The sequence below is a fragment of the Actinosynnema mirum DSM 43827 genome (assembly GCF_000023245.1).
In the GTDB taxonomy this organism is placed as follows: Bacteria; Actinomycetota; Actinomycetes; order Mycobacteriales; family Pseudonocardiaceae; genus Actinosynnema; species Actinosynnema mirum.
Genome location: NC_013093.1, coordinates 5,369,132 through 5,391,756 on the forward strand (window position 1 = coordinate 5,369,132; position 22,625 = coordinate 5,391,756).

A 22,625-nucleotide genomic window follows, 5' to 3' on the forward strand; every position below is an offset into this window, starting at 1 on the left:
ACCACGACGCGACGCGGACCCGAACGGTTCCCCCCACCCGCTCCCCGAACGGGTGAAACCAGGGCTCAGGGCGTCCGGGTCCGCCGGAAGTACGCCAGGGCCACCCACGGCCTCGGCCGCGACGCGGTGATCGTCCCGGACACCAGCGCGCCCGCGAGCCCGATCCGCCGGAACAGGGCCAGCATGAACACCGACGGCGTGAACCGGACCACCGTGTCCGCGCTCCCGTCCGGCCGCACGACCTCCAGCTTCCGCTCCCCGCTGACCACCATCACCGGCGTGGTCCGCGCCGACCGCAGCTCCACGCGCAGCTCGCGCCCGCCCCCCGACCGGGACAGCAGGTGCCGGGTGTCCGCCCCGGCGCCGAGCAGGCGCATCAGGAACAGGTCGAACGCCAGCGCCGCCTCGTCCTCGGGCACGTCCCACCGCGCCCCGGTGGCGCGCGCGACGTCGAACCCGTGCAGCAGCAGCTCGTTGAGCTGGTGGGCCAGGAGCGTCGACACCGGCAGCCTGGCCCCGCCCAGCCACGGCCGGGGCTCGTCCGGGTCGAGGTCGGCGCTGCGCTCCAGCAGCAGGTCGACGTGCTCGCGCAGGTGCGCCCCCAGCGCCTCGGGGTCGCGGGCCGGGTACCGCCGCAACGCCCGCGCGTTCACCGCCGCGAGGTCGGCCAGGGTCATCTCCCGGCTGGCGCGCGCCAGGTCGGGGTCGTCGAACGGATCGCGCCCCGCCACCATCTCGGCGTTCATGCCGGACACGATCGCGGTGTGCGCGGCGGCCTCGTCGGCGCTCCACCCGCCGATCGCGGACCGGGTGGGCGGGGGCGCGGAGGCGATCAGGCGCGCGAAGCGGTCGGTGGTGTCGGACAGCGCGGCGCGCAGCGCGGGCCACCGGTCCCCGGTCTCCTCCAGCAGCACGTCCACCGGCCTCCCGCTCGCTGTGGCGATCAGGGGCCCAGGCAAGCAGCGGGCTACGGGGAGCACAAGGGCCGCGAGCGCGGCCGGTGGGGCGGGGAGAGCGGAAAAGCGCAGGTCACAGGGGTCTCAGGCGGGCCGGGGATGGCTGCTGGACCCCGAAGCCGCTCAGCGCAGCCGCACCCCGCCGACCTGGGTCTCCTCGGTCCCGCCGTCGGTGGAGACCGACTCCAGCACGACCTGACCGCCGAACCGGTACAGCGGGTAGCTCAGCGTGCTGCCCGCCTGCTTGACGTCCTGCTGACCCGCCAGGTCGCCGTCCACGTACACGCGCAGCACCGCGTTGTGGCGCTGGGCGACGTCGTCGTTCGCCCGCACCTCCAGCCGCGACAGGTAGGCGGGCCGCTCCAGGGTGAAGTACAGCCGGTTCTCGGTCCCGCCGCACTCGGCGCCGCCGATGCACCGGTCGACGACCTTCGCCCACGGCAGCGACGGCACGGAGTAGAAGTGCGATCTGGCCGACGCCGGTGTCGCGGACGCGGTTCCGGCGAAACCCGCGAGCAGGCAGACCGCGGACAGCAGCGCGGCGGCGAACTTCCTCATGGTGGACCCTTTCCCTCGGTTTCCGGCAAAAGCCGGTCGAGCGTAGCTCCGGGAAACCCCCGCGAGGATTCACCGCGGCCACCTTCACCCGGCGGGTATTTCCCGCCGTCCCCCAGGTGGGAGAGCACTACCGTCCGCGAGCGGCGGCCCCGGCGGCCCGTCCGCGCGCCCCGACCCGCCGGTGTGCGGTGTTCCCGCCCGTCGCCCCTGGTGGACGTGAGATGCTGCCCCTGTTGTCCCCTGATGGCGAAGGGCAGATGAGCGTGACCACCTGGACCGATGTGATCAACTACGTCCGAACGCGGTCCGAGGTGCTGGAGGAGTCCGACACCTGGCTGCGCTTCCGCGTCGAGGTCTCCGACACCCGCACCCAGCAGGTCTCGGCGCAGCGCGTGCCGCAGGAGGACGGTTCGACCTGGCTGGTGCTGTCCTCACCGGTCGGCTGGGCCGACAGGATCGACCAGACCCGCTTCCTGGAGCTGGCGGGCGCCGCGCCCGTCGGCGGCGCGGGCGTCGTGGACGGGGTGGCGCTGCTCAAGCACACCGTCGTGCTCGGCGAGCAGGGCGTGGTGGCCGACTTCGCGACGCCGCTGGGCCTGCTGGTCGAGCGCGCGGACGCCTTCGAGCACGAGCTGACCGCGGCCGACCAGTTCTGACCGCGCGCCGGACGCCCGCCGCCCGGTGCGCGGCGGGCGCCACCCGGTTCCCCTTTCCTCCCCTTTTCCCGGAATTGGCCCCGACGCCCGATCCGGAATTCCCCGGTGAATCACGAGCGGCGAATCACGCCCCGGCCTCCCGGACTGCCCCGAACGGACGCCGAGGACGCCCGCGAGCCTCCCGTTCGGCACGCCGCACAGTCGTTCACCGCCGACCGGACGCGCATTGCCCCCGCGCGAGCGCGGTTCCTATGATCGCTATCGCTCGCGGTCCCGCAAGCAGGTCGCCTCGCCGCCGTTCCGATGGTTAGGGGTATTGATGCGCCAGTGTCACGACCACCGGGGAGAGCGCTCTCACGAACCGGTCGACGGCTCCCTCTACCGCTCGGTGTTCGAGCGCTCGGGCCTGGGCATCGCCCGGCTCGACCCGCGCGGGCGGATCGTGGAGGCCAACACCGACCTGCTCGCCCTCCTGGACCGCCCGCTGAGCCAGATCCGGGGCCGCGACTTCACCGACCTCCTGCACCCGGTGCTGCGCCCCGCGCTGGAGCGCGGCCTGGCCTGCCTGACGACCGGCGAGCGGGGCAGCTTCGCCGAGCGGGTCGCGGCCGTGCGCCCGGACGGCAGCACCGCGCCCGCCGCCATGACCGCGATCGCCGTCCCCGGACGCGGCCGGGCCGTCTCCGCGCTGCTGGTGCTGTTGCGCCGCTCTTCGGAACCGCGCGGGGACGCGGCGGCCCCGCTCAGCGACGTGCACGCCCGCATCCTGGAGGGCGTGGCCGCCGGGGAGAGCACCGCGCAGCTGGCCACCACGCTCTTCCTGACCCGCCAGGGCGTCGAGTACCACCTGGGCACGCTGCTGCGCAAGCTCAAGGCCCCCAACCGGACCGCGCTCATCTCGCGCGCCTACTCCCTCGGCGTGCTGAGCCCGGCCGACTGGCCCCCCAAGGTGGAACCCGCCTTCGTGAAGTGAGCGCGGCACCAGAGGAGAAGCACCAGTGCGAAGCACCACCAAGCGATCGCTGTCCGACGACCAGCTGCGGGCCGCGGTGACCGAGGCGTTCGGCCCGCGGGCCACGATCACCTCGTCCAGGGAGCTGGCGGACGGCACGTTCAACGCCGTCTGGCTGCTCGACGTCGACCCGGCGGGCCCGGTCGTCCTGAAAGCCGCCCCGCCGGACGACCTGCCGCTGCTGACCTACGAGCGCCGCATCGCCCGCACCGAGGCCACCGTCCTGCGGGCCGCCGCGGCCACCGCCCCGGTCCCGGTGCTGCACCACGCCGGTCACGGCAGCGCGGGCGTCGGCGGCGACTTCCTGATCACCTCGGTGGTCGAGGGCGACACCTGGCAGCAGTTGTCGGGCACGCTCGGCCAGGCCGAGCGTGCCCGGCTGCGCCGCGAGCTGGGCCGGGCCGTCGCCGGGCTGCACGCGGTGCGCGGCACCGCCTTCGGCTACCCCGAGCGGTCGACCGGCCTGCACGGCGGCACCTGGTACGAGGCGTTCACCGCCATGGTCGACGGGCTGCTCGCCGACGCCCGCCGCTTCGGCGTCACCCCGCCCGGCAGGCCCACCGCGCTGCACGACCTGGCGGTGGCGGGCCGCGCCCTGCTGGAGGAGGTCGACGAGCCGGTGCTGGTGCACTTCGACCTGTGGAACGGCAACGTGATGCTCACCGGCGACGAGGGCGACCGGAGCCTGTCCGGCCTGATCGACCTGGAGCGCGCGTTCTGGGGCGACCCGTGCGCGGACTTCGTGTCGCTGGCCCTGCTCGGCGAGCTGTCCGACGACGACCCGCTGCTGGACGGCTACCGCGAGGCGGGCGGCCCGGCCGAGCTGACCGCCACCACCCGCCGCAGGATCGCGCTGTACCAGGCGTACCTGTACCTGATCATGATCGTGGAGGCGGCGCCCAGGGGCCACAAGGGCGTCAAGTCCGCTGCCGCGCAAGCGCTCTTCCGCTCGCGCTACCGCAAGGCCCTGCGCCACGCGGCCCCGTGAGCCACCGCCCTCCGGGTCACCGCCCTCCGGGGCACCGCCCCCTCGGTCACCGCCCCTCGGGCCACTTCAGGGCGAGTTCGTCCGGATAGGACAGAACGCGCCCGCGCGCGGCCACCAGGTTGCGGTGCAGGGCTTCCAGCACCGCGACCCGGCGCCCGCCGTCCACCCACTCCCGGTACCCGATCCCGAATCCCAAATCGCGCCACAGCTCGGCGTTGCGCGCCTCGTGCGCGCCGAACGGCTCCAGCAGCACGACCGGCGTCGCCGCCGACAGCGAGTCCATCAGCGTGCCACCGCCGGGTTTGCTGACCACCGCGATCGCCCGCCGGGTCAGGTCGAACCCGTCGTGGTGCTCCGCGCGCCGCCGGTACCCCACCTCGCCGTCCCGGACCCGACCGAACGGCGGGAACCCGGTGTCGTGCCACGGGTGCCAGTCCGGGTCGATCATGAAATACCGGTTCCGCCCCTGCTCCTCGGGCACCTCGGACCGCTCGTAGGCCACGACGTCCAGCGCGAACCCGGCCGCGCCCAGCTCGGCGGCCCCGGTCCGGTAGGTGCCCATGCCCCAGCCGCCGCCGTGCGCGAGCACCCGCCCGTCCCGGTCGCCCCACGGCGCCGGTTCCTCCCGGCTGACCGGGATGGTCCGCGCCACCGCGCTCCCGGCGCGCTCCAGCAGCCACACGTCCTCGTGCTCGGCCCAGCTCCCCCGTCCCGCGCCGGAGGCCGAGGTGAACGAGGGCGAGGCGACCGAGTCGACGTGGCACGAGCGCACCCGGACCCCGTCGTGCGCCAGGGCGTACCGGTGCGCGGTCGGCAGCCAGAACCCCGACAGCACCACCAGCAGCTCGACCCCGTCCCGCTCCCACTCGCGCCACAACCCCGCCACCAGCTCCTCGTCGGGCTCGGTGGTGTTGCGCGCGGCGAGCCGCTGACCGGCGAGCGCGACCCGGAAGTCCCGGTGGAACGCCACCTTCGACGCCGGGATCAGCTCGCGCGTCCGCTCGGGCAGGTGGTTCTCCAGCACGTCCACCCGCGCCGCCACGCCGAGCTCGGCGAGCCTGCGGGCCAGCAGCAGTCCGGGGACGTGCACGCCCAGCGCGACCCCGGACGTCAGCACGGCGATGCTCACGCCTCTCCCCTCCCGATCCGGGCGCACCGCTCCAGCGCGTTCAGGTAAGCGCTCTCCAGCACCACGACCCGCTCGACCACCGCGTCGTCCGCGCGCGCGGGCCGCTCCAGCAGCGCCATGATCCGGTCGAGCTGCGCGTCGTAGTAGGACACCGCCGGGAACGACCGCACCTCGCGCGCTCCCCCGTCCCGCTGGAGGACCAGGTTCACCGGGAACGGCCCGGCGGCCGGGCGCAGGAAGTTGCGCAGCCGCGCCTTCCCGCCGGTGAACCGGAACTCGTGGTCGGCCCGGTACGGCCCCACCAGCGAGGCCCGCAGCTCCGCCCGCACCCCGGAGGGCAACCGCAGCACCGCGTCGAACTCCAGGTCCACCCCGTTCGGCCCGGAGAACTCCGAGTGCCCGGACGCGGTCGCGCCGCCCAGCCCGACGACGGCCTGCACCGCGTCGAGCCAGTAGCTGGCCGTGTCGTGGAACGCGCCCCCGCCCAGCTCGGGCCGGAACCGGTACCCGCCCCCCGGCGGCAGGTCGAACGCGATGTGCGAGGAGATCCCGCTCAGCTCCCCCAGCTCCCGCGAGGCGACCAGCTCGCGCACGGCGGCCTGCCACGGGTGCCCGGCGGTGATCACCGCCTCCACCACGTGCACCCCCGCGTCCCCGGCGGCCCGGCGCAGCGCGTGCGCCTCGCGGCGGCCCAGGCACAGCGGTTTCTCCACGACCACGTGCTTGCCCGCCCTGGCCGCCTCGGCGGCCCAGTGCGCGTGCGCGCTGTTGTGCAGCGACACGTAGACGGTGTCGATCCCCTCGTCCCGCACCAGCGCCCGGTAGTCGGCGTGCGCGACCGGCAGCCCGTGCTCGGCGCGGAAGGTCTCGGCGCGCTCGGGCGTCGACGCCGCGACCGCCCTGACCCGGACGTCCTCGCGCCGCCGCGCCGGGTCGAGCACGGCCCGCACCGCGATCCCGGTGGCCCCGATCAACCCCAGCTCACGAGGCACGGTCCACCTGCCAGGCGTCCAGCACCACGTCCAGCGCCGCGTCGAACGCCCGGTGCCCGTCCTCGTCGTGGGCCACCACCGCGCAGTACAGCCGCCCCCTGGAGGAGGCCAGGGTCCCGGAGGCCAGCGGCAGCACCCCGGCCCCACCCGCCTCCAGCAGGATTCCGTCGGCGCGCAGCAACGACACCAGCCGGTCGAACCCGCACCCGCCGCGCACCGGCCGCACGACCAACCGCGCCCGCTCCGGGTCGGCGGCGAGCCGACGCCCGGCCAGCACGCTGATCAAGCCCATGGACGTCCGGGGGTTGATCTCCAGCACCGGCACGAGGGTCCCGTCGCGCAGCAGCATCGAGTCCACGCACACCGGCCCGTGGTACCCGGCGCCGGCCAGCGCGGCCCCCACGTCGGCCATGACCTCCTCGTACCCCAACGCAGCCAACCGCTCCGCCAGCCGGGGCGGCACCGGCCGGGACCCGGCGTAGGCGAAGCCGGTGTTCTCGATCAGCCGCGCCCCCAGCCAGTCCACCTCCCCGCCGGGCCGCACCGAGAACTGCGCGGAGAAGTCCGCCACCGGGTCGAACCGCCGCTGCACCAGCACTTCCACGTCCAGCCCGCGCCGGACCTGCTTGCCCAGCACCCGGACCACCGAGCGCAGCACGAGCGGCGAGGTGACCGCCAGCGTCCCGCGCCCCGACACCCCGAAGGGGTCCTTGAGCAGGGCGGGCGCCCCGTCCAGCGCCTGGACCTCCGCCTCCAGCGCGGCCACCGAGTCGACCACGACCCCGGCGCCCGCGAGCCCGAGGTCGCGCACCAGCGCGTTGGACCAGGACTTGGACGACACCGCACGCACCACCCGCCAGTCCGGCAGCTCGGCCCGGAGCCCCAGCGCGCCAACAACTCCGGCGCTCTCGGGCAGCACGGCGTAGGGCTCGAACCCGAGCCCGCCCAGGTCGGCGGGCGGGCGCGCCACCAGCCGTTCCTCGACGGTCCCGCCCACCCCGCACGGGGCGACCCGGTGCTCGAACCCGATCCCCGCGCCCGCCAGGACCTCTTGCCACGCAACGGGAGCAGGGGCGCCGGTGACCAGCACGTCCCCCGGCCCGCAGGCCACCGCGAGCAGCTCGTCCATGGCCGAGGCAACCACGTCCGCGCCCCGGTCGGCGATCTCCGGCAGCGCGGCGAGCCCGTCCGGCCGCCACCGCCGCTCGACGTCGAACGCGCCCAGCCTCAGCACCCGCGCAGCGGTCACGGCGAGTCCGGCATCGCGGCCACGACGAACCGCCGGATCTCCGGCAGCGACTCCAGCTGCTCGAAGCTCAGCTCCTCGAACTCCAGCTCGACGTCGAACGCGTCCTCCAGCGCCAGCAGGAAGTTGATCATCTGGATGGAGTTGATCCCCAGGTCCTGCACGACGTTCGTCGCGTCGGTGATGCGCTCGACCAGCTCGGGCGCCCCGAGCACCCCGGCGAGCACCTCCTTGATCCGCAGCGCGATCGCGCCCTCGTCGACCCGCGCGCCGCCGCTCACGTGAACACCGGTCACCGTCAGACCCCGTTCAGGTAGAGGAGGATGCACTTGGAGCACACGGGCATGAGGCTGGTGCCGCGCAGGACCGTCCGGACCCTGCGGAACGCCTCGCCCTGCCACACCTGCGCGACGCCGCTCTCGTGCAGGTCGCCGATGACGAACTCGGGGAAGAACTTGCACGAGCTGACCTTGCCGTCGGCGTGCACCTCCAGCCGGTTCGACACCGCCAGGCACCGGTTGCGCTTCTGCGCGGGCCGCGAGGCGCCCAGCACGAAGTCCTCGACCTCGTCGGGCTCCAGCTGCGGCTGGTACCGGATGCGCACGTTCCAGGTCCGCTCGGCCAGCTCCGCCATGGACCGCCGCAGGGCGCCGATCAACCCCGGCTCGATCCGGTAGGTGTACGAGTGCCAGGTGGGCGTGGTCCCCGGCGCGGGCGGGTTGAGCCAGGCGAAGTTCTCCGCGTACATGTCGTCCATCGCCGAGGCCACTTCCGGGCTGATGAACCACGGGAACTGGAAGTAGACCGAGTTGACGCCCAGCTCCTCGGCCCACTCCATGAACTCGCGCATGGAGCCCACGGTCTCGTTGCTGACCATGCAGGACAGCGAGACCTCGCCCTGGTACTCGCCGCTCTTCTGCAGGTCCAGCAGCAGCCGCACGTTGTCGATGGTGCGCGGGAAGGTCCCCTTGCCGCGCAGCGCCTCGTGGTCGGCCCCGAGCCCGTCCAGGCTGACCAGCACGTTGAGCCCCGGCCCGATGGTCAGCAGGTGCTCCAGGTTCCGCTTGATCAGCAGCGCGTTGGTGCACAGGTTGACCGTGCGGGGCGTGCGCGCCAGCAGCTTCGCGATCTCGCCGAACCGGCTGTGCATCAGCGGTTCCCCGCCCCACAGGAACACCTTGGCGCGGGTGTCGTCGGTCGTCCGCAGCACGTCGTCGACGATGTCCAGGTCCAGCTCGGTGCGCTGCTTGACCTTGCTGAAGTCGTGGAAGAACCCCTGGTCGTTCCACTGGTAGCAGTGGTTGCACCGCAGGTTGCACTTGTAGGTCAGCTGGAGGCTGACCTCCCTGGGCAGCGGTGTCGCGTAGGTCGCGTCGACCTCGACGTTGCGCCGGGTCTCGGCGCGGATGGCCACCGTGCGCCGGAGGTCGTGGAACTCCTTCTGGTTGAGCGTTCGGGCGGTTCTGGGGTGCACGACAGCTCCTCACGACGCAGGCCTCTGGCGAGGAATATTCCCGCCCGCAAAGCGAAGCAGCAGCACCGCACCCCTGGCAAGGAAACACCCGGCGTTCCTGCGATAAGCAAGAGTTCCGAATCTTCCCCTCCGCGGCGGGACAGGGGTTCGCGCAGCTCAGCGCCACCACGTGGCCCGTTCGCAGCAGCACCTCCAGCGGCTTGTGGAGTATTTTCCGCGCCGCCGCGAGTGTGTACGTTTCCGCCGCCGACCCCCTTTTCCACGAACGGATGGCCCATGCCGAGAACCTGGCCCGCGTCCCCGTTCCAGCACACGATCATGACCAACGACGAGACCATCCCCAGCGGCTCGACGGGGCCGCACATGACGATGTCCATCTCGGCGCTGGTCACCGGCGGGCTGGACGTGGACCTCCTGGACGCCGCGTACGACGACCTGGTGGCGCGCAACGACGTCCTGCGCACCACCCTGGAACCGGACGGCGCGGAGTGGGCGCAGCGGGTCCACCCGCACCGCACCGCGCGCCTGCACCGCACCGGAGCGGCGGCGTCCGAAGCCCAGTCCTGCGTGGACGCTTGGTCCCGCGAACCGGTCCCGATCGACCGCCCTCCCCTGGTGCGCGGCCAGGTCGTCGCCCTGGACGACGGCTCGCACCTGGTCAACCTGGTCTTCCACCACGTCCACACCGATCCCCCGTCGCTGGTGCTGGCCGTGGCCGAGCTGGGCGCCCTGTACACCGCCCGCCTGGCGGGCGACCCCCTCCCGCCCCCGCCCCTCCAGTACGGCCCGTACTCGGCGCGGCGGGCCGCGATCACCGCCCCCACCCTGGACGCGGACCGCGACCACTGGCGCGCCACCGTGGACGGCGCCCGCCCCCTGGACCTGTCCACGGGCCGGGACCGCTCCACCCCGCCCAGCTCGGGCGTCCTGCGCCTGGACGTGCTGGACGAGCGGGAGGCCGCAGCGCTGGAGAAGTGGGCGCTCCGCCGCAGGACGACCGTGTTCGGCACCCTGTTCACCGCCTTCTGCCTGGCCGCCGCGGACCGCTCGACCACGCGGGACGTCCTGGTGAACACCGTGTTCGAGCAGCGCGCCCACCCGGACGTCCGCACCCTGATCGGCCCGTTCCTGCACCCGTCGGTGCTGCGCGTGCGGGTCCCGGAGGGCGCGACCTGGTCGAGCATGACCCCCGTGGTGCGCGAGGCGGTCGGGGCCGCGTACGCCCGCGCCCACGTCCCCGGTTTCGACGTCCTGCGCCTGCACCCGGACGTGATCCGCGCGGTGGAGACCGAACCGGTGGGACTGTGCGTCTTCCAGTACCTGCCGTACTCCGGCCTGGAGGACAGCTTCGCGTACGGCCCGGCGACCGCCCGCGTCCTGGCGAGGACGCAAGCCGGCCCGACCGGCGACGTGGGCCTGATGTTCCGCCTGCACCGCAGGTCCTCGGGCTCGGTGTGCGCCACCGTCACCTACGACCGGCGGGACCTGGCCGAGCCCGCGGTCCGCGACCTGTTCGCCGACTTCGCGGCCAGGCTGCGGGAACCGCTCGCCGAACGCGCGCCCCGTACCGGATCACCGTCCCGCCCCCGTGATACCGCTGCGCCCCAACGGGATTCGGCCCCGGTGACCTGACGCTGCGGAAGCGCTGCTCTGATCGAGTGCCGGTTGTTCCGCAGCACCACGACCAGGGGTGATCCTTCCTCCCACTCACCCGTGCGGGACCTAGGGAGACGAGGACTCAGTGCTGAGAACCATGGGCAGGGCGACGATGACGGGGCTCGCGGTCCTGGCGCTGGCCGGGGCGGGAGCGGGCAGCGCGGCGGCGGTCGAGCGGGAGCTGACGACCATCGCGGCGCCCCCGCTCAAACCGGCCAGCGGCGAGGTGAAGGCGTCGTCGGTCGCGTGCGTCTGGAAGTACTCCCCCGGCCACAACTCGACCGTGTGGGTCGACTGCCACCAGGTGGGCGGCGGCGCCGCGACGGGCTTCGAGGTCAGCGTGACGTGCAGCGACGGCAGCGTGCACACCAGCGGCGCGACCAGGTTCGGCAGTCCGGCGATGGCCTACTGCCCTGGGGCGACGACGATGAAGTCCTTCACCATCTCCGCGCACTACTGACGCGGGTCAGACCCGCCGCCTGTGGAGACGTCCGGGCCGGGACGTTTCGGCGGGTGGCGGGTCCCGAACCGCACCGTCTCCGCGAACTGGCGAGGTCGTTGGGGAGTACGCTCAGCGGGAGGGTCTCGTACTGCGCAGGAAGCCCGGCGCGCGCCGAAGGCCGCAGCGATCCGGGGGCATGTCAGCTCGTCGCCGACGAGTTCGACGACTCGACTCTCGTCATCAGATGCGCCCCGCGCCCCTCCCCCTTCTGCTGGAGGGACGAGGCGGGCCTGACTTCGGCACGAGGGTCGGTTCCCTAGTCGACTCGTACCTGGAGATCCACGACGGCGCGCTGGGAAGTCCGGGTCTCCACAGCCTTTCGCAGCGGCGGCACGGTGATCGTCGCTGCGGTGACAGCCAGCAGGAGAATCGCGATGGTGGTGTGGACCGCACGTCGGATCCGCCCGCTGCGTGGCGGCCGGGACCGGGGACGGGCTGTGGTGAGGTGCGCCTGGACGAGGTCGTGGCGGAACTGGTAAGAGCCGCCGGACTGGCGCAGGACCTCGCGGCTGTGGGCATCCCCCAAGAAGCGGATCATCCGCCACGGCAGTCGACCGCGCAGTGCCAGCAGGGTCTGCGCCGAGCGGAAGCGGACCCACGGCGCGCCGGTGCCCACCGCCACCACGACGGCTAGCAAAAAGCTCCCCGCGATGCCGATGTCAAGTGCGTCGCGTTGGCCGCCCAAGTCCGAGGCGAACCACATGGTGACACCGCCCGCGATCGCGATGGTGACCGTGACCAGCGTCAGCGTGATCGCATCGCCGAAGACCACCGATCTCGGCGATCGCACCTGCTGCGGCGGCTACGGGCAGTCCTACCAGCGCTGCCATGCCCATTCCGGACAGTGCTCCCGTGGCGAGGGCGCGCCCGCTCAGCGATGGCTGTGTGGGGACAGGGGAGCGGGTCATCGCCAAGCCATTGGTGACCACGCCGATCGCGGTACCGAGCAGCATGATTGCCACTGCGGGTTGTGACAGAGCGGCCAGGTAGCTCAGGTCCCCCAAATTCCGGTAACCGCCTGCGAGGAGGATGAACGAGCAGTACACGAGCGCTCCTGTGGATCCGTCCCGCAGCGCGGCTGCCACCACTGCCACCGCGATCCGCCGGTTCGGCACGCCCAAGGCCGCCCGGCCCGCAGCGGGTCCGGCGAGCGCGGCGGCCAGCAGGGAGAGCCCGAGCGCGCCCGCGAGGGCCTTGTCGGGGCGACCGGAGGTGAGCAGAACCAGGCTGAACACCCCGAACGTCCCGACGAGCACGATCACTGCGGCGATGAGCAGACCCACCAGTCGGGCCGGGACGGCGCGGTCGAGTTGCCACCAGTTGAGGTTGACGCCATCGGTGCGGTGGTCGGCGAGGTGGTTTGCCAGGGTGCGCAGCCACCGTTCGGCCTTCTCCGCCTTGCAAGGGCGCTGGCCCGCCTCGGTCCTGGCGTAGACCGCGGGGATGAACTCGGCCAGCACGTGGTTCGTCACCGCCGCCGTGCCTTGGTCGGCGATGGTGATCAGGTCGGTAGGCCGGGAGGTCGGCGCGCAATAGGCGTTCCGGGCCAGGAAGAGCACCAGTGGCGTGGTGAAGGCCTCAGCGAGATTTTTGCCGTTGTCGGTGTGCATGTGGTTGACGACGGGAAGCCAGCGCGGATCGCCCTGGGTCTCGTTGTCACGCAGGTAGACCCCGGCGTCGTCGGGGGCGATCGGCTTGATCTCCACAACGACGGCCCGGCTGAGCGGCGCGTGCTCGGTGGTCAGCCTCTCGTACTCGACGCCTCGGCAGGTCAGCACGATCCACAGGCCCTCGCTCGCCGCGTCGATCGCACCCAGCGCCGAAGGCATCAGCGCCTCGGGCATCTCGTCCAACCCGTCCAGCACCGCCATGACCTTGTTCGCGCCCACCAACTCCTTCGCGCCTGCGGCGCTGATGACGTTGGGGTACTCCTCGTGCACCCGCCGGGCGAGCCAGGTCCCGAGCTCCTCGGCCGGGTTCCAGCCCGCGATCGGCAGCAGGACTGGCACCGGGTCGCCGTCCTGCGGCTCGGTCAGCAGGTCGGCCGTGAGCAGCATCGCCAGCACCGACTTGCCTGCGCCCGTTTGCCCCAGCACCACCAGTCGCCGAGATGGCAGATCCCGGAACTGCCGCATCAGCTCCGTCGTGGGCCTCTCCCCAGCACGCAGCGCCAGCCCGCCCGAGGGTGCTGGCGCACCGACCACCCTGGCTGACACGTTCCTCCTGGGCGAGGGGGCCCAGGTCAGCCTCAGCGGCCGAGGGGTGCGGAGCTTGCGGATGCCGATCTCCCGGTCCCACTGCCGCAGGACCGCGTGGCGGAGCTGGTCCCGAGCCTGGTCCGGGGAACTCGGCGGCCGGCCCGCCCTGATCGCCACCACGAGGCTCGCCACGGCGACCACCAGGGAGATGACCCCGATCGCCAGGCTGGTCACCCCCGCGATGGAGTTCAGCGCGCTGAGCTGCACATCCTTTAGGGTGAGCAAGAACCACACCAGTCCCGCCACCGCGACCACGGTGGCGATGCCGAACACCCAGAACGCCCAGACGCGTAATCGACTCACCTCCACAGGGTCGCTGACCACCAAGCGGCCGTTGCCGCTTTGGCCCGATTCACCCGATCGAGTAGATGGAGGCTGAGGGTGTCACCTAACCCGTCTTGTGGATCGCCACCTGATCGGTCCGGCGGTGCCGCACCGGGTCCAGGACAAACGGCAGGACGACGATGCACCCGGCGGAGGGCGCCATCCACTCCGGCCGGAACGCTGAGATCCCCTGCACCGCCACCTCAGCCCAGCCGGTCAGTCACCGAGTTGCGTGACGACCCCCGGGCACCCGTCTTACCAGGAGTTCCGTTTTATCCACTTTGAACGCAAGAGCGTGCCGAGGGCATGTCCGGGTGACCGTGTCGTTGCTGCGACCGCCACGGGCCCGGCAGCAGCGCGGCCGGTCAGGGCGCGGCGGCCGTGAACGTCCGGTGGCCGACGTGCTCGGGCGGGGCCGAGGTGAAGCGCACGTCCGTGCCGACGCCGCTCACCTCGACCCCGACCCGCCCGCCGTCCGCGACCACCGTGAGCCGCAGCGGAAGCCGGTGGTCCCAGCCCGCCGCGCGCAGGTCGGCCACCCCGGTGAAGCGCACGTGGTAGCGCACCCCGGTGTGCGCCGCGTCCGCCCCCCAGGCCGCACGCCCGGCCTCGTCCAGCTCGGCCTCGAAGGTCGCCGTGACCGCGTCGCCGCGCTCGTCCCAGTGCAGCGCGTCGAGGTCGCCGGGGAAGTCGCCGGGGAGCTCGTCAGAAGCGGGCATGGTAGTTCTCGTCCTCCGGTCCCGGCACCACACGGTGCAGCCGCTGGTCCAGCTTGCCGACGAACCGGTGCGGCCCGTCGTCCACCGCGCCGGGCGGGGTGTCGTGGTCGCTGACCCGCCCGAAGCGCAGCACCTCGGCGCACGTCAACGACAACCGCAGCGCCCCGCCCGCGACGACGACCGAGACCCGGCGCCCCGGCAGGTCGGTGATCTCCACGTCGACCCGCTGCGGCAGCGCGCCGCCGGTCAGCTCGACGTCCGCGACCGCGAGCATCCCCAGGTGCGCCTGCGTGGTCCCCGGCCCGCCGCCCGGCAGGTCCAGCCGCAGCGAGCACGCGGGCCCGACCCGGTCCAGGCGCACCGAGCGCAGCAGCGACCCGCTGAACCCGGCGCGCCCGCCGGGGAAGCAGCGGGCCAGGAGCGCGGCGTCAGCCGGCAGGAGTCGGTCGGCCCAGGCTGGGGTCATAGTAGTAATGCTCCTCGGCTCCGGGGACCTGCCCGTTGCGGGGGTTGTCGTAGGGGCGGACGTGCACGTGCGGCGGCTGGTCCCCGACCCCGCCCTCGCCGAACTGGTGGCCGGTGTAGTGGTCCTGGAAGACGATCAGCTCGTCCCGGTTGTTGAGGTACACCTCCTCCGGGAAGAACACCGGCTGGTGGTCCTGCATGACCTGCCTGCCGCCCGGCGTGGTGGACGGCGTCACCCTGGTCTCCAGCGGTTCGGAGCCGGGCGGCACGCCCGCGTCGGCCAGCGCCTGCTGCCTGGCCTCGTCGCCGCTGACGCCGCAGCCCTGCAGGCCCAGCGGGTCCACGAACCGGATCGGGTTGGGCACGTACGCGCCGGGGTTGATCGACGGGATCAGGCCCAGCGGGTCCTGCGAGGCGTAGCGGCCGGTGTCCGGGTCGTAGTGGCGCAGGTGGTTGTAGTGCCAGCCGGTCTCGCCGTCGTGGTACTGGCCGGGGAACCGCAGCGGGCACGTCGCCGGGCCGGACTGGGCGAGCGTGCGGCCCCACAGGGTGGCGGTGCGCCGCCAGGCGACCTCGCCGTCCGCGTCGACCAGCTCGGTCGGCGAGCCGACGAGGTCGGCGACGACGGCGTAGAACCGCCGGTCGAGCCCGACCCGGTCGAGCTGGGCGACCGGGGTGGTGGTGCCCGGCTCGTACTCCCAGGTGCTGCCGCTCCCGTCGGCGCCGGTGTGCTCGGCCAGGAGCGTGCCGTCCCAGGTGAAGTCCAGGCGCTCGACGGGGCAGCCCCGCGCGTCGAGGCGCTGCTTGGCCACGCGCCTGCCCATCGGGTCGTAGCGGTAGCGCCACGTGCCGCCGTCGGGGGTCGACGCGGAGGTGAGCCGGTCCTCCGCGTCCCAGCCGAAGGTCCAGACCAGCACCGAGCCGGACAGGGTGCGGGTCCGGCGGCGCACGACGCGGCCCTGCGCGTCGTGGTCGTAGGTGGTGCGGCCCGCCGCGCGCAACCGGTTCGCCTCGTGCGCGCGCGGCCCGGCGGTCGGGTCGTCGGGCCCCGAGGGCGACGCGTCGGTGATGTTGCCGACCGCGTCGTACTCGTAGCGCTCGTCCCAGCCGGGCCCGCGCACCGACAGCACCCGCCCGCGCCGGTCCAGGGCGAGCGCCCGGCCGCCCGACGGGTCGAGCACCCCGTCGACGTTGCCGTCCGGCCGGTAGCGCCACCCGCGCCGGTCCACCGGGCCGCCCGCGGTGACGAGCTGGTCGGTGAGCCTGCTGTCCGGCGAGTAGGACCGCAGCACGCTCAGGCGCCCCAGCTCGCGGCGCACCTGCCTGCCGAGCGCGTCGTGCCGGAAGGTGATCGTGCCGCCGTCCGCGCGCAGCGCCACCGGGTTGCCCGCCGCGTCGTAGTCCCAGCCGGTGGCGACGCCGCCCGCCGTGGTCCGGCGCACCCGCCTGCCCGCCGCGTCGTACTCGGAGCGGGTGGTGCGGCCGTCGCAGGTCTCGGCGAGGACCCGGCCCCTGGCGTCGCGCTCGAAGAGCACCTCGACGTCGGGCCCGGCCGCGCGCACGACGCGCCCGCACGGGTCCCGGTCGAACGCGGACGTGCCGCTCGGGGTGTGCTTGGCGACGATGCCGCCGTGCACGTCGCGGTCGTAGGAGATCGTCTCGCCGAGCCCGTTGACGCGGGCGGCGAGCCTTCCGGCGGCGTCGTAGGCGTAGCGGGTGACGCGCCCGTCGAAGTCGGTCTCGCGCACCACCTCGCCCGCCGCGTCGCGCTCGAACCGCCACGCCAGCCCGTGCGGCCCGACGACCTCGGTCAGGCGCAGCTCGGTGTCGTAGGCGTAGGTGGTGGTGGCGCCGTCGGGCGCGGTGCGGGCGGCGGGCAGGTCGAAGTGGGTGTAGCGGGTCCGGGTGACCTGGCCGACCTCGTCGACGTGCTCGACGACGTTGCCCTCGCCGTCGTACGCCCACCGCTCCACGCCGCCGGCGGGCCGAGTCCGCGAGGTGATCCGCCCCTCGACGGTCCAGGTGGTGCGGGTGACGCCGCCGAGCGGGTCGGTCTCGGCGACGACGCGGCCGAAGGCGTCGCGCTCGAAGCGGGTGGTGGCGCCGAGGGGGTCGGTCAGCTCGGTGATCAGGCCCGCGGCGTCGGTGCGGTAGCGGGTGACCGCGCCGAGCGGGTCGGTGGTGGCGGCGAGGTGGCCGCGCTCGTCGTAGGCGAAGCGGGTGGTGGCGCCGGTGGGGTCGGTCTCGGCGACCAGGTTGCCGAGCGCGTCGTGGTCGCGCAGCCAGGTCCCGCCCGCCGGGTCGGTGACGCGGGTGTCGCGCCCGCCGGTCGTGTAGGCGGCGGTGAGGGTGCTGCCGTCCGGGCGGGTGACGGTGGTGACGTTGCCGTCGTCGTCGTGCTCGTAGCGGGTGGTGCGCCCGAGCGGGTCGGTGACGGCGAGCAGCTGCTCCCGCTCCCCCCACTCGCGGCCGGTGACCGCCCCGAGCGGGTTGGTCTCGCGGACGACCCGACCGCGCTCGTCGAGGTCGTAGGTGGTGGCGTTGCCGAGGGTGTCGGTGTGGGTGGTGCGGCGCTCCTCGTAGCGGAAGGTGCCGTTGAGGGCGCCGGAGGACCCGATGGTGGTGACGGCCCGGCCGCGGTCGTCGTAGACGTAGCGGTACCAGACGCCGTTGCGGTCGGTCCACGAGGTGAGCCGCCCGTCGGCGTCGTGCGTGAACCGCAGCGGCAGGCCGGAGGAGTTGACCACCTCGGCCAGCTGCCCGGTCTCGTCGTACCCGTAGCGCGTCAGGGTGATCGCCCGCGCCGCGGAGGTGAGCCGCAGTCCGGTGACCCGCCCGCCGTCCGTGTCCACGGCGACCTCGTAGCCGCCGGAGTGGCGCACCCTGGTGGGAAGCCCGGCTCCGTCGTGCTCGACCACCAGCTCCCCGCCCGCGTGCCGCCGCACGGCCGTCAGCGGCAACCGGGAACGCGCGCCCCGCTCGTCGCCGACGGGGCGGAACTCGGCGGTGGTGCCACGCCGGGGGTCGTCGACCAGGTACCCGTCCCCGTGCCGGCGCAGCGCGAGCCGCGGCCCGAAGTCCGGCAGGACCGACTCGTCCCCGGCAGGTTTGGCGTACCGCAGCAGCCTGCCGTCCTCGGTGGCGAGCCAGACGTGCGAGGCGCTGACCGAGACGTGCTGGTCGAGGGTGGAGGACCAGGAGGGCCCGAAGAGGGCGCCGGAGCGGTAGCGGGACTGGTGGTGGCGGGTGAGGAGGAGCGGGAGGAGGCCGGGGAGGACGACGTCGGTCTGCGAGAGCACGACGTCCCCGGTGGCGACGTCGATGGGGTCGTCGGCGCAGAAGGGCCGGTCCGCGGAGCAGGAGGCGGCTTCGGGGTCGTCCGGCGTCGGGGGGCCGTCGGGCTTGGGCTCGGGTTCGGCGCGGCTGCTGGAGGCCCCGGAGCCCTGACCGCCTGCCGGGGTGTCCGGGCTGCTGGACGGGGATGTGGCACCGCTGGGAGCCGCGTCGCCGGAAGGGGCGGTGGTTCCCGACGGCGTGGTGGTCCCCGACGGCGTCGTGCTGCCCGAAGGCGTCGTGGTCCCCGAAGGCGTCGTGGTCCCCGACGGCGTCGTGCTGCCCGACGGCGTCGTGCTGCCCGACGGCGTCGTGGTCCCCGACGGCCCGGTGACCCCGTCAGGCGCAGGGGCGTTCGGCACGCTGGGCGCATCCGGCCCCCCAGGAACATCCGCCCGCCGCCCGATCCTGCCGAGCTTCTGCATGATCTCACCGAGCTTGTCGACCACGGCCCGGATGCGCGGCGCCACGTTCGAGATCGTCTTCACCAGCTTGCGCACCAGATCCGCGATCCGCGAGCACATCCGCGAGATCGCGGTGGCCGCCTGCGCCACGATCACCGGCGTGGCCAACCCCAAGGTCGCCACGGCCTCCAACGCCCAGGAGATCAGCCGCCCCACCAACTCCGCGACCAGATCCCGCACCAGCTCGCGGACGGCGGCAACCACCTCCCCCATGACCATCACGCCAACGCCGATCCCCTCGGCCAGCACCCCAGCCCCGGCGATGGCGTCGACAGTCTCGGCGTTGGCCCTCCGAAACGCCTGGGCAGCCGCCCCCTCCCACCCAGCGGCGTCCTGCCGCCCCAACTCCTCGGCAACCCCTTTGACCTCGGCCGCGACGTTGCCCCAGGTCTCGCTGAACGAGCGGATCACCGGCGGATCCCCCGCCAACCAGTCCAAGGCCTCCTTGAGCGGCTGCACGTGCTCCATCAGCCACCCAACGCCGTACGACGCGACCGTCCCCACCGGGTCGATCACCATCGACAGCACTTCCAGCCCGACCCCAGCACCCCCGAGCCCGGCCTCGACCCAGTTCCCGTCAGCGATCCCGTTGGCCAGGTCAACCGAGGACTCAGCGATCCCGATCCCGGTCACCGCAGAAGTGTCATCCTGCGGCGCCGCCACCAGATCATCAGGCACGACTCATCCCCCCGGCCAAGGTCGCGGACACCATCCCACCACCCCGACGCACCCACCCAGCCCCCGGTTCCCACCACAGGACCGAACTTCCCAGCCATCCGAGTGAAAGGCCACCACCCCCAAGGCCCACCACTAGAAGCCCACCCTCCCACCCCCAGGGCCCACCCCCGCACAAGAAATCCCCCAACCCACCTAACAAGGCCGTGACCTGCACAAACATGGCGCCAGACCCCTGGATTTTGTTCAGCAGAGGTGGTCATGTAATCTATGCACACACCACGGCGAGAGCCGAGACCGGGTGGCGGAATGGCAGACGCGCTAGCTTGAGGTGCTAGTCCTCGAAAGAGGGTGGGGGTTCAAGTCCCCCCTCGGTCACAAGATCGTGTGTTGGATCCCCGTCCAATAACACCAGTTCAGATAGCCGATCGCAATTGCCGATCGGGTGTTCAAGTGGTTGGCACGGCCTCTACTGCTCCAAGCGGTGGTGGTCGTGACTGACAAGGTCATCGCCGGTCTTCTACCGGGCACCAATTCCCGTCGGAACCGTTCTGGAAATCCAGGCGGTGTTTCCGGCGTGCCGACCGACAAGGCCGCGTCGGCCGAGGTCGGGCAATTATCACCACCTGCTCCGCAGAATCGGATTCTGGACAAGCGGCGCACGCCCGCGCCTTCGGTTCGGGAGCTGGGGCCGTTGAGTGTGCGGGATCGGCCGCGTTATGCCCTGGCGCGCTTCGACGACCGTGGCCGGTTGGCCAACCGGCCGTTGTTGGCGCTGTTGCGGTGGGTTCCGCAGGAGCGGCTGGACATCCGGTTGCACGGGTCCTCGCTGGTGCTTCAGCGCAATCCCCAGGGTGTGTTCGCGCTGAGCAGGCGCGGGTTGATCCAGATTCCGCTGACGGTGCGGCGCTGGTGGTCGTTCGAGACCGGTGATCCGGTGCTGCTGGTCGCGGTGCCCGAGCGCGCGGCGATGGTGGTCCACAGCCTGGTGGTGCTGGACAAGGCCCTTCCCGATCCACGTCAGGTGGTGGTGGCGTCGCGGCCGTTCGACGCCGAGGGTGCCGCAACCGCCCCTGGTCCGGCACGGGTACAGGTCGATGGGCCCGGTGACGGTGCTGCGGGTGATGCGTCGTGACGGACCGGGCCGGGCCGAGTGCGGCGGAGTTGGAGAAGGCGCGTCAGGTGCTGGCGCTGTTGGGAGTGTCGCCGGAGGCGTTGGTGGCCTCGCAGCCGGCCGCGCCGCCGCGGGAGGTGCCCACGTTCGCCCAGTGGGTGCCGGTGGTGTCGGGGTTGGTGGGCGAGGGCACGCGCAAGCTGTACAGCACCTACTGGAACAGGTTGGTGGCGCTGTGGCCCGAGCGCCGGTTGGACGAGTTGCCCGCCTCGGATCTGACGTGGTTGTTCGGGCACATCCGGCAGACGGCGGTGCGGCGGCGCAACTGGCGGGGTGGGCACAGCGCGGCCGAGCACATGTTCAGCGCCACCCGGTGCCTGTACAAGTTCGCCGTCAACGACGAGCTGATCCCGGTCGGTCAGGATCCGACGCGGAAGGTGAAGAAGCCCAAGCGGGCGATCCCCACGCGGCGCGGGTTGAACAACACGGTGCTGGAGGCGGTCACCGAGGCGGCCTCCAGCACCGGGGACGACCCGGCGCTGGACGCGCTGTTGATCCGGTTCCACGTCGAGACCGCCGCCCGCCGCGGTGGGGCGTTGGCGTTGGAACTCGACGGCCTGGACCAGGAGCAGCGCCTGGTGCTGTTGCACGAGAAGGGAGAGCAGAGCCGGTGGCAGCCGGTGTCGCCGACGCTGATGACGCACCTGGTGGATCATGCCTACCATCGCGGGGCGCGTGAGCCGACCAGCAAGGTGCTGCGCTACCACAACGGCAAGCCGTTGACCTCCCGGCGCTACGACGGGCTGTGGGACCGGCTGCGCGAGCACGTCGAGCCGGTACGCACGCAGAACATCTCCACGCACTGGTTGCGGCACACCACACTGAAATGGGTGGAACGCAACTTCGGCGAGGCGGTGGCCCGCGCCTACGCCGGTCACCGACCCGGCAGCGACGCCAAGCCCGGCGCGATCGCGGTCTACACGAAAGCCGACCTGGAGGAGGTCGCCACCGCGCTGTCCGTGCTGACCGGCGAGCCGCACCCGCTGGCCCTGAGTACGCCGACCGGGCTGTTCGACAGCGGCAACGGGTGACGTGTGGTCTGGGGCGGCGGTGTTCACCGCCGCCCCGGACCATGCTGTCCGGCTGTCGGTAGGCTTTGCTGCGCTGCTGGGAGTTACTCGGTGACGTTCTCTGTCGTCGGTGCGAGCGTTTCTTCGGAGTTCTGCGTGTTGGGACTTGTCCCGCCGGCCGTCGTTGCGCGTCGCAGCGCCGCTGTAACCGCCGATTCAGGTACGAGTTTGCGGATGCGGACTGCGGGCAGTTCGCCGTCGTTGATGGCGCGGTAGACGGTCTGTCTGGGCACCCGGAGCAACTCCGCGACCTCGCTGACCTGGCAGAGAGGCTCGTGCTCGCCGTGCCGTCCGGATCAGCCGTACGTTTGTTCGTCGTTGCGCCGCATTGCTGTACCCCCTTGCCGCGTTCCCCTTGTTATTGAGTCGAAAGTGTTCGGTTGCCTACATGGTGGCGTAGCGGACGTGCTGTGTCTGGAAGGAGCCGCGGGCGATGTGTGGCCGGCGTTGGCGTCGACGTAGGAAGCGTCGGGGCTCGTGGGCGAGTCGGTCGAGGTTGTGCGCGCGGGACGCGTTGACGTTGCGTTTGAGGTCGGCGCTCCGCAGCTCGTCGGGGTTCAGCTCGGGGCTGTAGCCGGGCGTCAGGTGCAGCTCGACCCGCTCGGCGTTGGCCTCCAGCCAGGCGCGGACCGCCTTGTGCGGTGCACCGGATGCCGGTCGGTGATCACGTGCACCTTCCGGCCCGCCTGGCAGGCGACGCGGTCCGCGGTGGAGGAACGCGGTGAACACCGGTGCGGTGAACCGCTCGGTGATCACGGTGAACCACAGCGCGCCCCGTGAGGCGACGGCGGACATGACGTTGACCCGCAGTCGTTTCCCGGTCACCCGCACGATCGGTGTGCGCCCCTCCGGCGCCCAGGACCGGCCGGGCGTCGCGGCATCCGAGCGCAGCCCGCCCGGTCATCACGCTCGACAACGACCAGGTCGCCATCGAGCGTGAGATCAACACGGGTCAGGAGTCCAGTATGTTGACC

20 protein-coding genes, 1 tRNA gene and 1 pseudogene are annotated in these 22,625 nt (G+C 72.6%); 8 read left to right on the forward strand and 14 right to left on the reverse strand.

The window, feature by feature from the left end; translation table 11 throughout:
* Positions 1–65 precede the first annotated feature (65 nt).
* Both AMIR_RS22535 and AMIR_RS22540 read right to left on the reverse strand, forming a co-directional pair.
* Positions 66–920: a maleylpyruvate isomerase family mycothiol-dependent enzyme gene (locus AMIR_RS22535; protein ID WP_049796929.1), complete on the reverse strand. Its 855-nt coding sequence runs from the start codon at positions 918–920 to the stop codon at positions 66–68.
* Between the two features lie 159 nt (positions 921–1,079).
* Entirely contained in the window at positions 1,080–1,514 is a 435-nt protein-coding gene (locus AMIR_RS22540; protein WP_015803259.1) for a hypothetical protein, read from the reverse strand.
* Positions 1,515–1,777: 263 nt separating this feature from the next.
* Here AMIR_RS22540 and AMIR_RS22545 point away from each other — a divergent pair, with 263 nt between their 5' ends.
* The 3 genes from AMIR_RS22545 to AMIR_RS22555 all read left to right on the forward strand — a co-directional run bounded on the left by AMIR_RS22545 (position 1,778) and on the right by AMIR_RS22555 (position 4,170).
* Positions 1,778–2,170 (forward strand): hypothetical protein, encoded by a 393-nt coding sequence (locus AMIR_RS22545; protein WP_041838186.1) that lies wholly within the window; start codon positions 1,778–1,780, stop codon positions 2,168–2,170.
* Positions 2,171–2,489: 319 nt separating this feature from the next.
* Complete coding sequence (locus AMIR_RS22550; protein ID WP_015803261.1) at positions 2,490–3,143, forward strand: helix-turn-helix transcriptional regulator; 654 nt, start codon at positions 2,490–2,492, stop codon at positions 3,141–3,143.
* Positions 3,144–3,168: 25 nt separating this feature from the next.
* Entirely contained in the window at positions 3,169–4,170 is a 1,002-nt protein-coding gene (locus AMIR_RS22555; protein ID WP_015803262.1) for a phosphotransferase family protein, read from the forward strand.
* Positions 4,171–4,216: 46 nt separating this feature from the next.
* Here the strand turns inward: AMIR_RS22555 and AMIR_RS22560 are convergent, their stop codons facing one another.
* From AMIR_RS22560 to AMIR_RS22580, 5 genes are read right to left on the reverse strand one after another with little or no spacing between them, the layout of a single operon-like run.
* Positions 4,217–5,299, reverse strand: a complete 1,083-nt coding sequence (locus tag AMIR_RS22560; protein ID WP_015803263.1) for a glycosyltransferase family protein — start codon at positions 5,297–5,299, stop codon at positions 4,217–4,219.
* Entirely contained in the window at positions 5,296–6,291 is a 996-nt protein-coding gene (locus AMIR_RS22565; RefSeq protein ID WP_015803264.1) for a Gfo/Idh/MocA family protein, read from the reverse strand. The genes AMIR_RS22560 and AMIR_RS22565 overlap by 4 nt, the downstream gene beginning before the upstream one ends.
* Complete coding sequence (locus tag AMIR_RS40515; RefSeq protein WP_015803265.1) at positions 6,281–7,540, reverse strand: ATP-grasp domain-containing protein; 1,260 nt, start codon at positions 7,538–7,540, stop codon at positions 6,281–6,283. The genes AMIR_RS22565 and AMIR_RS40515 overlap by 11 nt, the downstream gene beginning before the upstream one ends.
* Positions 7,537–7,833: an acyl carrier protein gene (locus AMIR_RS22575; RefSeq protein WP_015803266.1), complete on the reverse strand. Its 297-nt coding sequence runs from the start codon at positions 7,831–7,833 to the stop codon at positions 7,537–7,539. Before AMIR_RS22575 ends, AMIR_RS40515 begins: the two co-directional genes overlap by 4 nt.
* Positions 7,834–7,835: 2 nt before the next feature.
* Entirely contained in the window at positions 7,836–9,011 is a 1,176-nt protein-coding gene (locus AMIR_RS22580; protein WP_015803267.1) for a radical SAM protein, read from the reverse strand.
* A 276-nt stretch (positions 9,012–9,287) separates the two neighbouring features.
* Between AMIR_RS22580 and AMIR_RS22585 the strand changes: the two genes are divergently transcribed.
* A complete protein-coding gene (locus AMIR_RS22585; RefSeq protein ID WP_015803268.1) occupies positions 9,288–10,643 on the forward strand; it encodes a condensation domain-containing protein in 1,356 nt (451 codons plus the stop codon).
* 109 nt (positions 10,644–10,752) lie between these two features.
* On the forward strand, positions 10,753–11,127 hold the full coding sequence (locus AMIR_RS22590) for a hypothetical protein (protein WP_015803269.1): 375 nt from the start codon (positions 10,753–10,755) through the stop codon (positions 11,125–11,127).
* Between the two features lie 298 nt (positions 11,128–11,425).
* Here AMIR_RS22590 and AMIR_RS40520 read toward each other — a convergent pair whose 3' ends face one another.
* The 5 genes from AMIR_RS40520 to AMIR_RS22615 all read right to left on the reverse strand — a co-directional run bounded on the left by AMIR_RS40520 (position 11,426) and on the right by AMIR_RS22615 (position 19,365).
* On the reverse strand, positions 11,426–11,941 hold the full coding sequence (locus AMIR_RS40520; protein ID WP_187313437.1) for a hypothetical protein: 516 nt from the start codon (positions 11,939–11,941) through the stop codon (positions 11,426–11,428).
* Positions 11,829–13,700, reverse strand: coding sequence for an NACHT domain-containing protein (locus tag AMIR_RS36055; protein ID WP_049796932.1), 1,872 nt, complete (start codon positions 13,698–13,700; stop codon positions 11,829–11,831). The genes AMIR_RS40520 and AMIR_RS36055 overlap by 113 nt, the downstream gene beginning before the upstream one ends.
* 416 nt (positions 13,701–14,116) lie before the next feature.
* Positions 14,117–14,470, reverse strand: a complete 354-nt coding sequence (locus AMIR_RS22605; protein WP_015803271.1) for a hypothetical protein — start codon at positions 14,468–14,470, stop codon at positions 14,117–14,119.
* Positions 14,457–14,936, reverse strand: coding sequence for a hypothetical protein (locus AMIR_RS22610; protein ID WP_015803272.1), 480 nt, complete (start codon positions 14,934–14,936; stop codon positions 14,457–14,459). The genes AMIR_RS22605 and AMIR_RS22610 overlap by 14 nt, the downstream gene beginning before the upstream one ends.
* Positions 14,899–19,365 (reverse strand): DUF6531 domain-containing protein, encoded by a 4,467-nt coding sequence (locus tag AMIR_RS22615; protein WP_015803273.1) that lies wholly within the window; start codon positions 19,363–19,365, stop codon positions 14,899–14,901. Before AMIR_RS22615 ends, AMIR_RS22610 begins: the two co-directional genes overlap by 38 nt.
* A gap of 337 nt (positions 19,366–19,702) precedes the next feature.
* On the opposite strand from AMIR_RS22615, the gene AMIR_RS22620 reads away from it, so the two are divergent.
* The 3 genes from AMIR_RS22620 (at position 19,703) to AMIR_RS22630 (ending at position 21,612) form a co-directional block, all read left to right on the forward strand.
* A tRNA-Leu gene (locus AMIR_RS22620) sits at positions 19,703–19,785 on the forward strand.
* Positions 19,786–19,900: 115 nt separating this feature from the next.
* Positions 19,901–20,542, forward strand: coding sequence for a hypothetical protein (locus AMIR_RS22625; RefSeq protein WP_245554537.1), 642 nt, complete (start codon positions 19,901–19,903; stop codon positions 20,540–20,542).
* Positions 20,539–21,612 carry a tyrosine-type recombinase/integrase gene (locus AMIR_RS22630; protein ID WP_015803275.1) on the forward strand — a complete coding sequence of 358 codons (1,074 nt, stop codon included), beginning with the start codon at positions 20,539–20,541 and terminating at the stop codon, positions 21,610–21,612. The genes AMIR_RS22625 and AMIR_RS22630 overlap by 4 nt, the downstream gene beginning before the upstream one ends.
* 83 nt (positions 21,613–21,695) lie before the next feature.
* On the opposite strand, the pseudogene AMIR_RS43270 reads toward AMIR_RS22630, so the two are convergent.
* Positions 21,696–21,899 (reverse strand): annotated as a pseudogene (locus AMIR_RS43270) (helix-turn-helix domain-containing protein); the annotation flags it as partial.
* A gap of 136 nt (positions 21,900–22,035) precedes the next feature.
* Complete coding sequence (locus AMIR_RS22635; protein WP_280956301.1) at positions 22,036–22,542, reverse strand: transposase; 507 nt, start codon at positions 22,540–22,542, stop codon at positions 22,036–22,038.
* Positions 22,543–22,625 lie beyond the last annotated feature (83 nt).

Excerpts from the sequence above, each read along its gene's own strand:
- AMIR_RS22550 (WP_015803261.1), top strand. The coding sequence starts at position 2,490 with ATGCGCCAGTGTCACGACCACCGGGGAGAGCGCTCTCACGAACCGGTC.
- AMIR_RS22540 (WP_015803259.1), bottom strand. The coding sequence starts at position 1,514 with ATGAGGAAGTTCGCCGCCGCGCTGCTGTCCGCGGTCTGCCTGCTCGCG.
- AMIR_RS22605 (WP_015803271.1), bottom strand. The coding sequence starts at position 14,470 with ATGCCCGCTTCTGACGAGCTCCCCGGCGACTTCCCCGGCGACCTCGAC.
- AMIR_RS22610 (WP_015803272.1), bottom strand. The coding sequence starts at position 14,936 with ATGACCCCAGCCTGGGCCGACCGACTCCTGCCGGCTGACGCCGCGCTC.
- AMIR_RS22585 (WP_015803268.1), top strand. The coding sequence starts at position 9,288 with ATGCCGAGAACCTGGCCCGCGTCCCCGTTCCAGCACACGATCATGACC.